Source organism: Clavibacter sp. VKM Ac-2873 (assembly GCF_015351075.1).
Lineage (GTDB): Bacteria > Actinomycetota > Actinomycetes > Actinomycetales > Microbacteriaceae > Clavibacter.
The window spans coordinates 54,422-68,005 of the sequence record NZ_JADKRS010000003.1 but is presented as its reverse complement, the minus strand read 5'-3'; the positions used below and the strand labels follow the sequence as shown (position 1 = coordinate 68,005).

14 protein-coding genes are annotated in these 13,584 nt (G+C 75.2%); 10 read left to right on the top strand and 4 right to left on the bottom strand.

The annotated features are described in order from the left end of the window. Positions 1 to 349: 349 nt before the first annotated feature. Together ITJ44_RS10235 and ITJ44_RS10230 are read left to right on the top strand one after the other, a co-directional pair. A complete protein-coding gene (locus ITJ44_RS10235; RefSeq protein ID WP_194635178.1) occupies positions 350 to 1,951 on the top strand; it encodes an MFS transporter in 1,602 nt (533 codons plus the stop codon). Positions 1,952 to 2,080: 129 nt separating this feature from the next. Further along, positions 2,081 to 2,479: a VOC family protein gene (locus tag ITJ44_RS10230; protein ID WP_194635176.1), complete on the top strand. Its 399-nt coding sequence runs from the start codon at positions 2,081 to 2,083 to the stop codon at positions 2,477 to 2,479. Here ITJ44_RS10230 and ITJ44_RS10225 read toward each other — a convergent pair. Beyond that, a complete protein-coding gene (locus ITJ44_RS10225; protein WP_194635174.1) occupies positions 2,476 to 3,327 on the bottom strand; it encodes an alpha/beta fold hydrolase in 852 nt (283 codons plus the stop codon). The genes ITJ44_RS10230 and ITJ44_RS10225 overlap by 4 nt on opposite strands. Before the next feature lie 86 nt (positions 3,328 to 3,413). Between ITJ44_RS10225 and ITJ44_RS10220 the strand changes: the two genes are divergently transcribed. Continuing rightward, a complete protein-coding gene (locus tag ITJ44_RS10220) occupies positions 3,414 to 4,133 on the top strand; it encodes a hypothetical protein (protein WP_194635172.1) in 720 nt (239 codons plus the stop codon). 25 nt (positions 4,134 to 4,158) lie between these two features. Here ITJ44_RS10220 and ITJ44_RS10215 read toward each other — a convergent pair whose 3' ends face one another. Next, complete coding sequence (locus ITJ44_RS10215) at positions 4,159 to 4,872, bottom strand: SDR family oxidoreductase (RefSeq protein ID WP_194635170.1); 714 nt, start codon at positions 4,870 to 4,872, stop codon at positions 4,159 to 4,161. Between the two features lie 72 nt (positions 4,873 to 4,944). On the opposite strand from ITJ44_RS10215, the gene ITJ44_RS10210 reads away from it, so the two are divergent. After that, complete coding sequence (locus ITJ44_RS10210; RefSeq protein WP_370551672.1) at positions 4,945 to 5,424, top strand: MerR family transcriptional regulator; 480 nt, start codon at positions 4,945 to 4,947, stop codon at positions 5,422 to 5,424. Between the two features lie 85 nt (positions 5,425 to 5,509). Further along, positions 5,510 to 6,547 carry an NAD(P)H-dependent flavin oxidoreductase gene (locus ITJ44_RS10205; protein ID WP_370551671.1) on the top strand — a complete coding sequence of 346 codons (1,038 nt, stop codon included), beginning with the start codon at positions 5,510 to 5,512 and terminating at the stop codon, positions 6,545 to 6,547. A gap of 59 nt (positions 6,548 to 6,606) precedes the next feature. Here ITJ44_RS10205 and ITJ44_RS10200 read toward each other — a convergent pair whose 3' ends face one another. Beyond that, the gene (locus ITJ44_RS10200; RefSeq protein ID WP_194635168.1) at positions 6,607 to 6,969 is read right to left on the bottom strand and encodes a hypothetical protein; all 363 of its coding nucleotides are present in this window, start codon (positions 6,967 to 6,969) and stop codon (positions 6,607 to 6,609) included. Positions 6,970 to 7,057: 88 nt separating this feature from the next. Between ITJ44_RS10200 and ITJ44_RS10195 the strand changes: the two genes are divergently transcribed. From ITJ44_RS10195 to ITJ44_RS10185, 3 genes are all read left to right on the top strand, one after another. After that, positions 7,058 to 7,594 (top strand): MarR family winged helix-turn-helix transcriptional regulator, encoded by a 537-nt coding sequence (locus ITJ44_RS10195; protein ID WP_194635166.1) that lies wholly within the window; start codon positions 7,058 to 7,060, stop codon positions 7,592 to 7,594. A gap of 75 nt (positions 7,595 to 7,669) precedes the next feature. Further along, complete coding sequence (locus ITJ44_RS10190) at positions 7,670 to 8,092, top strand: organic hydroperoxide resistance protein (RefSeq protein ID WP_119372287.1); 423 nt, start codon at positions 7,670 to 7,672, stop codon at positions 8,090 to 8,092. Continuing rightward, positions 8,092 to 8,499 carry a hypothetical protein gene (locus ITJ44_RS10185; RefSeq protein ID WP_194635164.1) on the top strand — a complete coding sequence of 136 codons (408 nt, stop codon included), beginning with the start codon at positions 8,092 to 8,094 and terminating at the stop codon, positions 8,497 to 8,499. The genes ITJ44_RS10190 and ITJ44_RS10185 overlap by 1 nt, the downstream gene beginning before the upstream one ends. A gap of 72 nt (positions 8,500 to 8,571) precedes the next feature. On the opposite strand, the gene ITJ44_RS10180 is transcribed toward ITJ44_RS10185, so the two are convergent. Continuing rightward, a complete protein-coding gene (locus ITJ44_RS10180) occupies positions 8,572 to 10,077 on the bottom strand; it encodes an insulinase family protein (protein WP_194635162.1) in 1,506 nt (501 codons plus the stop codon). Positions 10,078 to 10,257: 180 nt separating this feature from the next. On the opposite strand from ITJ44_RS10180, the gene ITJ44_RS10175 reads away from it, so the two are divergent. Further along, positions 10,258 to 12,279 (top strand): glycosyltransferase family 39 protein, encoded by a 2,022-nt coding sequence (locus ITJ44_RS10175; RefSeq protein WP_194635160.1) that lies wholly within the window; start codon positions 10,258 to 10,260, stop codon positions 12,277 to 12,279. Next, on the top strand, positions 12,276 to 13,580 hold the full coding sequence (locus ITJ44_RS10170; protein ID WP_194635158.1) for a bifunctional glycosyltransferase family 2/GtrA family protein: 1,305 nt from the start codon (positions 12,276 to 12,278) through the stop codon (positions 13,578 to 13,580). Before ITJ44_RS10175 ends, ITJ44_RS10170 begins: the two co-directional genes overlap by 4 nt. The last annotated feature ends 4 nt before the right edge of the window (positions 13,581 to 13,584 follow it).

The window sequence follows — 13,584 nt, the reverse complement described above, 5'->3', positions numbered from 1 at the left end:
CCCACGGTAGGGGCCGGTCGTCCGCCGGCGCGGACACCCTCCCCCGCGGCGGCGCGGCGGCGGCGGCGCGGGTGCGGACACGCGCGATGCGGCGCCCTCCGATGACGGGAGGCTGTGGCCGGACATCGAGATAGGCCGCATGGGTCAACCGGTGCCAGACTGGCGCGACGGGCGCATCCGCCCGGCCGTCTCTCCCGCACCGCCGCGGATCCTCCTCCGTGCACGCCGTCCGCCCGCACGAGAGGCGCCCGACCTCCCGTCCCGCGCCCTCGTCGCCCGCTCGCGCGCTCGCCGGCCGGATCCGCTCGCACCACCACCGCCGACGCCCGCGCCGGCACGAAAGGACCCCATGTCCGACACCACCGCATCCGCCCGCCCGGCGGCCGGGGGCACCGGCGCGTCCGGGACGCCCGGCGCCGCCCGGCCCGCCGCCCCCGTCGTCTCGCGCCGCGCCTGGCAGGCGCTCATCGTGCTGCTGGCCGGCATGTTCATCGCGCTGCTCGACACCACGATCGTGAACGTGGCGCTGCCCACCATCCGCACGAGCCTCGAGGCCTCCGAGTCGACGCTGAGCTGGATCATCTCCGGCTACGCGCTCGCGTTCGGCCTCGCGCTGATCCCCGCGGGCCGACTCGGCGACCGCTACGGGCACAAGTGGGTGTTCGTGACGGGCATCGCGCTCTTCACGCTCGCCAGCCTCGCGTGCGGCGTGGCCCAGGACGACCTCCAGCTCGTGATCGCGCGCGTGGTGCAGGGGCTCGCCGGCGGACTGTTCGTGCCCGCGGTGACCGCCTTCATCCAGCTGCTGTTCCCGCCGCAGGCGCGCGGCAAGGCGTTCGCCATCATGGGCGCCGTCATCGGCGTCTCCTCCGCCCTCGGCCCGATCGTGGGAGGCCTCATCATCCAGGCGGCGGGGGAGGAGTCGGGCTGGCGCCTGGTCTTCTTCGTGAACCTGCCCGTCGGCCTCGCGACCGTCATCGCGGCGATCTTCCTGCTCCCGAGCCGGAAGGTGGCCGAGGAGGTCGCGGGCGACGTGCGCGCGCAGTCCGGGCAGCGCCCGGGTGCGCAGGGCGGTGGCGCCCCGACGAAGGCCGCCGCCCCCGCGGCATCGGGCGTCGACCTCGTCGGCATCCTCCTCGTGAGCGCCGGCCTCGTGGCCCTGCTCGTGCCGCTGATCGACGGCCAGGACCAGGGCTGGCCGCTCTGGACCTACCTCTCGCTCGCCGGCGGCGTCGTGCTCCTCGCGCTCTTCGGCGCGTGGGAGGTCATGCAGACGAAGCGCTCCAAGGGCGTCCTCGTGCCGCCGCACCTGTTCTCGCACGCCGCGTTCACGGGCGGCGTGATCCTCGCGATGGTCTACTTCGCGGCCTTCACGAGCATCTTCTTCACCATCTCGATCCTGTGGCAGTCGGGCCTCGGCAACTCGGCGCTCGCGTCGGGCCTCGTCTCGATCCCGTTCGCGATCGGCAGCATCGTCGGCTCCTCGCAGAGCAACCGCCTGACGAACCGCCTCGGCCGCACCGTGCTCGTGATCGGCACGGCGCTCGTCAGCGTCGGCCTCATCTGGCTGTGGCTCGTGCTGCTGAACACGGCGGCCGCGGACCTGAACAGCTGGATGCTGCTCGTCCCGCTGCTGCTCGCGGGCATCGGCAACGGCCTCTTCATCGCCCCGAACGCGCAGTTCATCGTCGCGACGGTCGACCCCGCGGAGGCGGGCGCGGCATCCGGCGTCATCGGCACCGTGCAGCGCGTCGGCTCGGCGGTCGGCATCGCGGTGATCGGCAGCGTGCTCTTCGCGGGCGTGGCGGGCGCCGGGATCCGCGGACCGCAGATGGTGCCGCAGGCGTTCACCGACGCGTCCGCCCAGGCGATGGGCGTCAGCGCGATCTTCGCGGTCGCCGCCTTCGCGCTCGTGTTCGCCCTGCCGCGGCGGGTGTCGCGCGGGCACTGACCCGCGCCGCTCCACCTCCCTCTCGCCGATCCGGATCCGTCCGGGTCGGCGAGAGCCGTCTCGAGGCCAGGCAGGCCGGCGCGCGCACGGGTCTCGACAACGGGTTCCCCACGCGCGAGGGTCGTCCGCATGAGCCTCTTCCTCACCTGCCCCGTCGCGGACGTCGCACGCGCGGCCGCCTTCTACGCCGCTCTCGGCTGGACACGGATCGACGCCATGTCCGGTCCGCGGAACGCGTGCTTCGCGATCGCGCCCGACCAGTTCGTCATGCTCGCCAGCCGCGAGATGTACGCGAGCGTCGGGGGCGTCGAGGAGCTGGTCGGCGGCCCCGACTCGCCCTCGAAGGTGAACGTCTCGTTCGACCTCGACAGCCGCGCGGCGGTGGACGCGCTCGTCGAGCGGGCCCGCGCGGCCGGCGGCCGCATCGGCGACACCGACGAGCACCCCGCGATGTACCAGCGCCAGTTCGACGACCTCGACGGCTACCACTACTCGCCGTTCTGGATGGACCCGGGCGCGGACGCCTAGCCGGCCGCGCGGATCCGGTCCCGCAGCCGCCCGAGCGCGTCGGCTGCGCCGTGCAGCACCGCGATGTGGCCGTCGCCCGGGCGGATCACGAGCTCGACGCCCGGCACGCGGTCGGCGAGCCAGCGCGCGTGGGCGACGGGCGCGATGCGGTCGGCGTCGCCGTGCAGGAGGACCACCGGCGCGCGGATGGCCGCGAGGTCGACGCCCCAGGCGGCGACGAGCGCGAGGTCGTCGTCGACCATGCCGCCGGGCCCGGCATCCAGCCCGTGCGCCGCGACCCGGTCCAGCCACGCCCAGTCGCCCTCGAGCGCGCGCAGGTCGCCGTCGGTGAACATCGCCGGGTCGAACTCGGACGCGGCGAGCTCCGCCTCGAGCGCCTCCGCGCCCATGAGGGCCGCGCGCAGCTCCCGCTCGCCGCCCGCGTGCATGCCGGCGAACCAGTCGAGGCCCTCCGCATCGACGGGCGCGAGGGCGGCCCCGCACAGCGCGCCGAGGACGCGCCCCGGGAGCGCGGCCGCGGCGGCCAGGGCGAGCACCGCGCCGCTCGAGTGCCCGAGCACGGCGAAGCGGTCTATCCCGAGGGCGTCGGCGACGGCCGCGTCGTCGGCGGCCGCGTCGGCGACGGTCCGGCCCGGGCGCCGGGTGGATCCGCCGTACCCCGGCCGGTCGTACGACACCCACCGGATCCCGCGGCCCGCGGGCGCCTCGACGAGCGGCGCGGGCGGCGGCCCGACGTTCGGGGTGCCGTGGTGGTAGACGACCACGAGGTCGGCGGCGTCGCCCGGTCCCGTGTCGTAGCAGTGCAGCGTGCGGCCGTCGGGGAGCCGCAGGTCCGTCTCGGTGAGCATGGGGTGAGCGTAGGCGCGCGGTCGCCCGGCGGACAGGGTCGGCCGCGACCCGGGACGCGCGGGCCGCACGGTGACAGGATCGGCGCATGGACGAGGCGCAGCGCAGCGAGCTCCGGGAGCTGCGCCGTCGCGCGTACGGACCGCGGCCCGACCTCGACGAGGCCGAGCTCGACCGCCTGCGGGAGCTGGAGTCGCAGCAGGGCCGGTCGGGCGCCGGGTCCTCGGCCTCCGCGCCGGCGCGCGCGCCCCTCGCTGCGCCCCCGGCTGCCCCCGCGGATCCGTCCGCCGACCAGCGCGACGCCGCCGAGGACGACCGCGACGCCGCCGAGGAGGGCCCGGCCGAGGCCGCCGCCGCCCGCCCGGCGTCCCCGCGGCGCCGCCGCACCGCGATCCTCTGGGCGGCGTCCGTCCTCGTCGCGGTCGGCGCGACCGTCGCGCTCACCTCGGGACTCACGTCGATGACGGGCCGCGACGTCGGGACCGTCGCGCTGGATCCCGACCGCCCCGTCCCCGACCGCTGGGACGACTGGTACCAGGACGTCGCCACGGGCGTCGGCGAGTTCCACGGCCTCACGGTCATCGGCCTCGAGAACCCCGCGGACGACGAGGCGTGCGTCACGGTCGTCGCCCCGCGCTTCGCCCGCGGGGCGAACCCCGTCGGCGGGTGCGCGGCGGGCTCGTTCCCGGCCCGCGGCGTCCTCACGGTCACGGGCGACATGCCGGCCGAGCTCCGCGACGAGTTCCCCGAGGGCACGGCGCTCGAGTTCGTGCTCGAGGGCGGATCCGTGCGCGTCACGGCGGGCTGAGGGCCGCGGCGCCCGGCCGCGGGGATCAGCCGAGGATCGCGCGCATCTTCTCGTAGAAGGGCGAGGGGTCGCCGGCCAGCGAGTCCTTCACCATGCGGCTCCATTCGTCGACGACGACCTCGAAGGATCCGGCGACCAGCCCGTCGAGCGACGCCCGCGGCACGTCGCGAGGGTCGATCATCGGGCCGTCGTAGCCGGCCATGATGTCGGTGTCGGCCGCCCCGAGGTGCACGCCCTGCACGAACGTGCCCTGCCCGGCGAGCTCCAGCCGCACCGCGTTCGTCATGTTCCACTCGGCCGCCTTCGCCGCCGCGTAGCCGCCGTTGGCGGGGGTCGAGAACCACGACAGCGCCGAGAGGATGTTGACGATCGCGCCGCCGCCGTTGGCCGCGAGCACGGGCGCGAAGGCGCGGATCACGCCGAGCGTGCCGTAGAAGTGGGTGTCCATCTCGCGGCGGATCTCCGCCATGTCGCCCGTGACGAGCGTCGCGCCCGTGGAGATGCCCGCGTTGTTGACCACGAGCGTCACGTCCTGCGCGGCCTCGGCCGCGGCGGCCACCGACGCCGGGTCGGCGAGGTCGAGGCGCAGCACCTCGACGCCGGGGATGTCGATCGCCTCGGGGCGGCGCGCGGTCGCGTAGACCTTGCGGGCGCCGCGCGCGAGCAGCTCCTCGACGAAGGTGCGGCCGATGCCGCGGTTGGCGCCGGTGACGAGGGCGACCTGATCCTGGATGTCCATGCGTGCTCTTCCTCCTGCCGCCCGCGTCGTTCGCGCGGTGCGGCGCGGCCTACGCTAGGAGTTGACGTCGACGTGAAGGGCAAGTCCGCCCGGCGGATCGACAGGATCACCACCATCACCACGAGGGACGAGGACGGCATGCTGCGGATCGGCGACGTGGCGGGGCGCGCGGGCGTGAGCACGCGGGCGCTCCGGTACTACGAGGAGCAGGGCCTGCTGCCGGCCGAGCGCACGATGAGCGGCCAGCGCGTCTACCCGGAGGCCGCGGTCGAGCGCGTGCAGCTGATCCAGCAGCTGTTCGCGGCGGGCCTCCCGAGCCGCACGATCCGCCAGCTGCTCCCGAGCGTCGACACCGGCGTCGCGGCGCCCGAGTCGCTCGCGCTGCTGCGCTCCGAGCGCGACCGGATAACCGCGGCCATCGCCGAGCTCGAGCGGGCGCGCGAGGAGCTCGAGCGGGTCATCGACGTCTGCCTGCACCCGACGCCGGAGCACTGCCCGGCGCTGCGCGAGGGCGGGCCGGCGTACGCGGGCACCGCGACCGTGGCTGCGTGACCGGCCCGGCTACCGGGGGCGCGGCCGGATCCGATCCGCGCGTCCACGACACGCGGGGGGCGCGCCTCATCGGGCGGAGGAGGCCGTGACCGCGACCGTGCCCCTGCCTCGCCTCCTCGCGGACCGCGCGCCGGTCTTCGCCGCGCCCATGGCGGGCGGGGCCTCGACCCCCGAGCTCGTGATCGCGGCCGCGACGGCCGGGCACTTCGGGCAGCTCGCCGCGGGCTACCTCACGCCCGAGGCGCTGAGGACGCAGATCGAGGCGGTCCGGGAGCGGACGGCCGTGTTCGGCGTGAACCTGTTCGTGCCCCACGCCTCCCGGGCCTCGGTGCGCGAGCACGATCGGTACCGTGCGGCGCTGCGGCCGACGGCCGAGCGGCTGGGGGTGCTCGAGCTCCCCGACCTCCACGAGGACGACGACCGCTGGGAGGAGAAGGTCCAGCTCCTCCTCTCGGACCCTGTCCCGCTCGTCAGCTTCACGTTCGGTCTCCCGTCCGCGGACCTCATCCGCAGCCTCCGTGCTCGCGGCTCCCTCACGGTGCAGACCGTCACATCCGCGGGGGAGGCGCGCGCAGCGGAGGACCTCGGCGTCGACGTGCTCGTCGTGCAGGCCGCCGACGCGGGAGGGCACTCCGGGGTGATCGACCCGCGGGGAGCCCCGTCCGCGCTGTCCCTGCCGGATCTCGTGGAGCAGGTCCGTCGATCCTCGGGGCTGCCCGTGATCGGCGCGGGCGGCATGGCGTCGCCGGGCGCGGTCCCGCCGGCCCTCCGAGCGGGCGCGGCGGCGGTCGCGGTGGGCACCGTGCTGCTGCGCTCGCCGGAGAGCGGAGCGTCACGCGTGCACAAGGACGCGCTGATCGATCCGGTGTTCGATCGCACGGCCCTGACGCGGGCCTTCACGGGCCGTCTCGCGCGCGCACTGGTCAACCGCTTCGTCGAGGATCACGACTCCGACGCTCCGGCGGCGTACCCCGCCGTCCACCACCTCACCCGGCCGATCCGTTCCGCGGCCGCCGCGCTCGGCGACGCGAGCGCGGTGCATCTCTGGGCCGGCACCGGTTGGCGGCTCGCGGATGACCGTCCCGCCGGCGAGGTGCTCGCCTCCCTCGCCCGCGAGGTCTGAGCGGGCCGGGCGAGGGGTCCCGTGATGTCCCCCGGCCGGTCGGTTCCGCGTCCGTGCGGCTACGGCCGCTCGTCCACCACGCCCACGAAGCGGCTGCCGATCCCGTCGACCTCGCGGCGGGCGAGGCCGAGCGCGGGCTCGGGGAGCTCGTCGGGGGAGTGTCGCTCGCAGGAGAGGTGGGAGAACTCCGGCCACCACTTCTTCGGGCGCACGGCCTCGGTGAAGCCGCAGATCTCGCACGTGAGCTGCACCCAGACGGGCCGCTTGCCGGTCGCGTTGGCGCGGGACTGCGCGAGCCAGGCGGGCGGATCCGCATCCATCGCCGCGATCTCGGACTCGGGGACGCGCCCCGGGATGCCGTGGCGCGTGGCCATCTCCAGCGGGATGCCCAGCCGCAGCGCGGCCTCTCGTCTCGTGATCATGTCGCTCCAGGGTACGCGGCGGTGCCGGCCGCCTGAGCATCGCCCGAGATGAATTGCGCACAACCTTGTTCCATGGCAGGGTCGACCCATGACCGATCGCGAGCCCTGCGCCCCCGCCGACGAGACGGCGCCGCCCGCGCGCATCGCCGACGAGCTGGTCTGCTTCTCGCTCTACACGGCGTCGCGGTCGACCACGCAGGCCTACCGCGCGCTCCTCGCGCCGTGGGGCATCACCTACCCGCAGTACCTCGTGCTGGTGCTGCTGTGGTCGGGCGACGACCGCACGGTCACCGAGCTCGGGCAGCAGCTCGACCTCGACTCGGGCACGCTGTCGCCGCTGCTCGCGCGCATGGAGGAGGCCGGCTTCATCGCCCGCCGCCGGATCTCCGCCGACCAGCGCGTGGTCACGGTGTCGCTCGCCGAGCGCGGACGCACGGTGCGGGCCGAGCTCGCGCACGTGCCCGCGGCGATCATCCGCGGCATGGGACTCGACCTCGACCGCGCGCGCCAGCTCCTCGCCACCCTGCACCTGCTGACCGCCGGCATGCAGGACGCCACGGCCGAGGCGCTCGCGCACCCCGCGACCCGGCCGGCCGAGGCGTCGGCGCGCACCCGCACCCCCTGATCCGCACCACCCACCGGCCGCGCATCCGCCGCGGCGAACCGGCCGCCACGAGCGGCCACGAACGGAAGGAACCACATGGACGCCCTCTACACCGCCGAGGCCCTCGCCACGGGAGCCGGCCGCGACGGCCGCGTCGCCGTCAGCGACAGCGACCTCGCGCTCGACCTCTCCATCCCCAAGGAGATGGGCGGATCGGGCGAGGGCGCGAACCCCGAGCAGCTGTTCGCCGCCGGCTACGCCGCGTGCTTCCACTCCGCGCTGCAGGGCGTCGCCCGCGCGCGCAAGGTGAAGATCGCCGACTCCAGCGTGGGCAGCCGCGTGAGCATCGGATCCAACGGGCAGGGCGGCTACCAGCTCGCCGTGCACCTCGAGGTCGTCATCCCCGGGGTCGAGCACGACCTCGCGCAGGAGCTCGCCGACCAGGCCCACCAGGTCTGCCCCTACTCGAACGCGACCCGCGGCAACATCGAGGTCACCGTCACGGTCTCGGACGACTGATGGCCGGCGTCACCCGCACGTCCTTGCCGCGCACCGCCGCCCGCGTGGTGCTGGGCTCGTTCCTCGCGTTCGCCGGGGTCTCGCACCTCACGGTGGCGCGCGAGGAGTTCCGCGCGCAGGTCCCGAAGTCGCTGCCGGTGCCCGAGGACGTGACCGTCATCGGATCCGGCGTGGCGGAGATCACGCTCGGCTCGGCCCTGCTGTTCGCGCGCTCGCGCCGCGGCCTCGCGGGCTGGGCGGCCGCCGCGTTCTTCACGGCGATCTTCCCGGGCAACATCGCGCAGTACGTCCACAAGCGCGACGCGTTCGGCCTCGACACCGACGCCAAGCGCTTCCGCCGCCTGTTCTTCCAGCCGGTGCTCATCGCGCTGGCGCTCTGGTCGACGGGGGCGCTGAAGAAGCGCTGACCCGCCTCCTCGCATGACGACGGCCACCGGATCCCGCAGGGGACCGGTGGCCGTCCGTCGTGACGGTGCGGGTCAGCGCGAGGGGAGGCGGCGCACGCGCTCGGGGGCGATCGCGCGCACGGCGTCGACGACGGCCTCGACCAGCTCCGATGCGCGCCGGAGCGAGCGGGTGCCGATCTGGAACAGGCGCGCGTCCTCCGACACCAGCACCACCGACTCGTCGGAGACGAGCGCGACGACGACGCGCTCCAGGTCGATGGACCAGGACCGGCCGTCCATGAGGATCAGGAGCCGCGTGGCGTCCACGGCGAACGTGCTCCGCGCCGGGAACGGGGCGATCCCGCTGCGCCACGTGCGCAGGCCGCGGACGGCGCTCGCGAACTCCTCGGGGGAGAGGGAGCGCGAGGGCGCCATGTCGTCGATCCGGATCCCGATCTCCCGCGCGAGGACCTCGGGATCGCCCGTGTCCGCCTCCTCGGAGAACATCACGATGAGGGAGGGCAGCGCCTCCGCCCAGGCCCGGCGCAGCGTCTCCCCGTCCATGGCGGCACCGGCCCGCAGCCGGTCCTCGACGTCGACCGTGTCGTCGCCGAAGAGCAGGGCGGACGCCGATTCCGAGGCGCGCGCCTGGATGAGGCGCCGCGGCGCCTCGAGGAGGAGCTGGGCGTCCGAGCGACCGCGGGCGATGCCGAGCGGCGAGAACCCCTCCACGGCGATCGAATGCAGGAGCGCGACCGTCTGGACCGTCGCCGCGCGCACGTGCTGCGGAGGGGCGCCGACCACGATGTCGAGCTGCACGGCGTCGTCGTCGATGCGCGATGCGTGGACGTCGACCGTGTAGGTCAGGCCCTCCTCCATGCGGAGGCGCTGATGGCAGTCGACGGAGAGGGCGTGGTCGAGGGCGAGCGACACCGTCGCGGGCACGACCACGGACGCCGCCACGCCGGGGAGCTCCGTCGGGACCGCCACCGGCGTGGTCGTCCCGCGAGCCGTCGACGCGCGGTGCACGCGCCCGGCGGACGGCGCGGGGAGCTCGAGCGCGGGCGCGACCGCCCACGGGCCGGTGACGAGGACCACGGCGCGGTCGGCCGTGAACCTCTCGCGCACCCAGGCGACGACCTCGTCCCGGGTGACGCTGGCGAGGGCCGGCGTCCCGGCGCCGACGAGCCCGGGTCCGGCGTAGCCGAAGCGGATCGTGGCGAGCCCGGGCGCGAGCCCCTCGTAGCGCAGGGGGTCCTCCATCTCGATGATCGCGAGCTCGCGCGCCACCTGCTCCTCCGTGAGCCGGTCGACGTGGGTGATGGCATCGCAGATGCGCCGGATGGAGTCCTCGCACTCGTCGCGGGCCGACGCGCTCGAGAAGACCACGCTCCGGTCGAGGGTGCTGCCGTTGCGCGCCGTCGCATCCGGGCCCGAGAGGACCATGAGCAGGTGCTCGGCGAGGTGCGTGATGCCCGCGAGGTGGGGCGGCTCGTCGCGGCAGCCGACCCCGACGACCAGCTCGATCTCGTGCGGACCCTCCAGCTCGGCGTGGACGACGGGGACGGGGAGGGGCGCGGGACGTTCGGCGGCGGGCACGGAGCGAGGGTCCCACGCGCATCGGGTCGGTCGAGCGAGTTCTCGGGTCCCGCGCGTCCCGTGACCCGGCGCGTGCCTCACCATCGTCCCGCGGTGCGCGGGCGGATCGTCAGCCGGGTCATACGGATCTCTTCGATCCCCACCAGCGGACGCGAGGCGCCCGTCCCCAGACTCCTCGCCATGACGACCTCCCCCGCCCCGGTGGGCGACCGCCCGCCGACCCCCATCCCACCCGCCGATGCCCGCCACCGCGGCCTCCTCGCCCGCACGTTCCTCGGAGACCGGGAGGACGCGCGCTGGCTCCGCCCCGCGCTGTGGGCGCTGCTCGCGGTGACCGCCGTGCTCTACCTGCGCGACCTCAGCGTCTCCGGGTACGCGAACGCGTTCTATGCGGCCGCGGTGCAGTCGGGCACGAAGTCGTGGACGGCCCTCTTCTTCGGATCCCTCGACCCGCAGGGCTTCATCACGGTCGACAAGCCGCCCGCCTCGCTGTGGGTGATGGGGCTCTCCGCCCGGATCCTCGGGTTCTCCAGCACGAGCCTCCTGGTGCCGCAGGCGCTCATGGGCGTCGGCACGGTGGCGCTCACCTGGGCGACGGTGCGCCGCACGCTCGCGGGTCTCGGGCGCACGGCGGCCGACGCGGGCGGCCTCGTCGCCGGGGCCGTCGTCGCGGCGACCCCGGCCGCCGCGCTCATGTTCCGCTTCGACAACCCGGACGCGCTGCTCGTGCTGCTGATGACCGCCGGCGCCTACTGCACGGTCCGGGCGCTGCCCCGGGGCAGCTGGCGGTGGATCGCGCTGGCGGGCGTCGCGATCGGCTTCGCGTTCCTCACCAAGATGCTGCAGGGCTTCCTCGTGCTGCCGGCGCTCGGCCTCGTCTACCTCCTGGCCGCGCGGGCCACGTGGCGGAAGCGCGTGGTCGGTCTCGCGATCGCCACCGGATCCGTCGTCGTCTCCGCGGGCTGGTGGGTCCTCGTGGTCGCGCTCTGGCCGGCGGACGCGCGGCCGTACGTGGGCGGATCCACCGACGACTCGGTGCTCGACCTCGCGTTCGGCTACAACGGGCTCAGCCGGATCGTCGGCGGGGGAGGCGTGGGCGCCGCGCACGCCGAGCCGGGAGGCGACTTCCCCGGCTTCAGCTCCTTCGGCGGCGCGACCGGCGTGCAGCGGCTCTTCACCGACGAGAACGCCCTGCAGATCTCGTGGCTCCTGCCCGCGGCCCTCGTGGCGCTCGCGGTCGGCCTGCTGGTCCTGCGGCGCCGCCCCCTGGCGGATCCCGCGCGGGCCGGGCTGATGCTCTGGGGCGGCTGGCTGCTGGTGACCGGCGTGACGTTCTCGTTCATGTCCGGCACGATCCACCCGTACTACACCGTCGCCCTCGCGCCGGCGATCGGCGGGCTCGTCGCGACGGGCGGCGTGCTCCTCGTCGGGGAACGGCATCGCCTCCTCGCCCGGGTCGGCCTCGCGGCCATGGTCGGCGGCACGGCGGTCTGGACGTGCATCCTCCTGTCGGAGCAGGGCGCGGCGTTCCCCGGGCTCCGCTGGGTGGTGCTCGGCGGCGGCCTCCTCTCCGCGCTCGCGGTGCTGGTCGGGGGCGCCCCGTCGCGCCGTCGGCTCGTGACCGCGGGGGCGCTCGCGGGCGCGCTGTTCGGGCTCGCCGGGACGAGCGCGTTCGCGTTCGCCACGACGACGGTCGGGCATTCCGGATCCACGCCGAACGTGGGGGCGGAGGCGTCGGCGGGCACCGCGGGGCACCGGCCCGGCGGCGGCGCGGGTCGCGAGGGGAGCGGGCCGGAGGAGGGCGGGGGATCCGACGACCGGCCAGCAGCGGGCCCCACCGGCGGCAGCCACGTGGCCGGGTCGCCGGAGCTCGACGCGCTGCTGCAGGCGGCCGGATCCCGCAGGTGGGCGGCCGCGGTGGACGGATCGCAGTCCGCCGCGCAGCTCGAGCTCGACACGGGGACGTCCGTGATGGCCATCGGCGGGTGGTCGCACGACCCGGCGCCGACCCTCGCCCAGTTCCAGGCGCACGTGGCCGCGGGCGACATCGGCTACTACATCGCCGCGGACACGGGGCAGGAGTCCGGGCGCTTCGCGGCGAAGGCCCCCGAGTCGTCGGCGATCCACGACTGGGTCGTCGCGAACTTCACCGCCCGGACCGTCGGCGGCCAGGACGTGTACGACCTCGGGGGCGCGCGGTGACCGGGGCAACCGCCGGCCGCGAGCCGGCGCGCGACCTCGACCTCGAGATCGTGGTGCCCTGCTGCGACGAGGAGGCCACCCTCGCCGCGAACGTGGAGCGGCTGCACGACTTCTGCCGCGCGTCGCTGCGGCGCACCTGGCGGATCACGATCGCCGACAACGCGTCGACCGACGGCACCGCGCGCATCGCCGACGAGCTCGCCGGCCGGCTCGACGGCGTCACCGCCGTGCACCTGCCGCGGCGGGGCCGGGGGCGCGCCCTCAAGGCGGTGTGGTCGGCGTCGCCCGCGCGCGTGCTCGTGTACGTCGACGAGGACCTCTCCACCGACCTCGCCGCGCTCGAGCCGCTCGTGGCGTCGCTGCTCTCCGGCCACTCCGACATCGCGATCGGCAGCCGGCTGGCGGGATCCGCGCGGGTGGTCCGCGGCGGCAAGCGCGAGTTCATCTCCCGCTCCTACAACCTGCTGCTGCGCACCACGATGAACGTCTCCTTCTCCGACGCCCAGTGCGGGTTCAAGGCGATCACGCGGGTCGCCGCCGAGCACCTGCTCCCGCTCGTCGAGGACGACGCGTGGTTCTTCGACACCGAGCTGCTGGTGCTGGCCGAGCACGCCGGCCTGCGGATCCACGAGGTGCCCGTCGACTGGGTGGACGACCCGGACTCCTCCGTCGACATCGCCTCCACCGCGCGCGACGACCTGCGCGGCCTGCTCCGCGTGTCCCGCGGCCTCTCCTCGGGCCGGATCCCGGTCGACCCCGTCTACGACGCCATCGGCCGGCACCCGTTCGTCGCGCCGCCCGTCGGCCTCCGCGGGCAGGTGGTGCGGTTCGCCGCCGTCGGGGTCCTCTCGACGATCGCCTACGCGGTCGTCTACGCCCTGCTCCGGCCGGACGTCGGCCCGCTGAGCGCGAACTTCCTCACGCTCCTGATCACGACCGTCGGCAACACCGCGCTGAACCGCCGCTTCACGTTCGGGTTCCGCGGGCGCGCGGGGGCCGGGCGCCAGCAGCTGCAGGGGCTCGTGGTGTTCGCGTTCGCGTGGGGCATCACCTCGGGGTCGCTCGTGATCCTCGACGCCGTGGCGCCCCGGGCCGGCCACGAGGTGGAGATCCTCGTGCTGACGGCGGCGAACCTCGTGGCGACCGTGCTGCGCTTCGTGATGTTCAAGCTGTGGGTGTTCCGGCCGACGCGGCGGCGCCCGGCGACGCCGGACGTGCCGCCCGGTGCGTCGGCGCCGGGCGTCGCCGCACCGGCCGGGCGCGAGCGGGACGCGGCGCCCGCGCGGATCGACGCCGCCTGACGCC

Excerpts from the sequence above, each read along its gene's own strand:
- ITJ44_RS10190 (WP_119372287.1), top strand. The coding sequence starts at position 7,670 with ATGGACGCCCTCTACACCGCCGAGGCCCTCGCCACGGGAGCCGGCCGC.
- ITJ44_RS10235 (WP_194635178.1), top strand. The coding sequence starts at position 350 with ATGTCCGACACCACCGCATCCGCCCGCCCGGCGGCCGGGGGCACCGGC.
- ITJ44_RS10215 (WP_194635170.1), bottom strand. The coding sequence starts at position 4,872 with ATGGACATCCAGGATCAGGTCGCCCTCGTCACCGGCGCCAACCGCGGC.
- ITJ44_RS10230 (WP_194635176.1), top strand. The coding sequence starts at position 2,081 with ATGAGCCTCTTCCTCACCTGCCCCGTCGCGGACGTCGCACGCGCGGCC.
- ITJ44_RS10175 (WP_194635160.1), top strand. The coding sequence starts at position 10,258 with ATGACGACCTCCCCCGCCCCGGTGGGCGACCGCCCGCCGACCCCCATC.
- ITJ44_RS10185 (WP_194635164.1), top strand. The coding sequence starts at position 8,092 with ATGGCCGGCGTCACCCGCACGTCCTTGCCGCGCACCGCCGCCCGCGTG.
- ITJ44_RS10220 (WP_194635172.1), top strand. The coding sequence starts at position 3,414 with ATGGACGAGGCGCAGCGCAGCGAGCTCCGGGAGCTGCGCCGTCGCGCG.
- ITJ44_RS10200 (WP_194635168.1), bottom strand. The coding sequence starts at position 6,969 with ATGATCACGAGACGAGAGGCCGCGCTGCGGCTGGGCATCCCGCTGGAG.
- ITJ44_RS10225 (WP_194635174.1), bottom strand. The coding sequence starts at position 3,327 with ATGCTCACCGAGACGGACCTGCGGCTCCCCGACGGCCGCACGCTGCAC.
- ITJ44_RS10195 (WP_194635166.1), top strand. The coding sequence starts at position 7,058 with ATGACCGATCGCGAGCCCTGCGCCCCCGCCGACGAGACGGCGCCGCCC.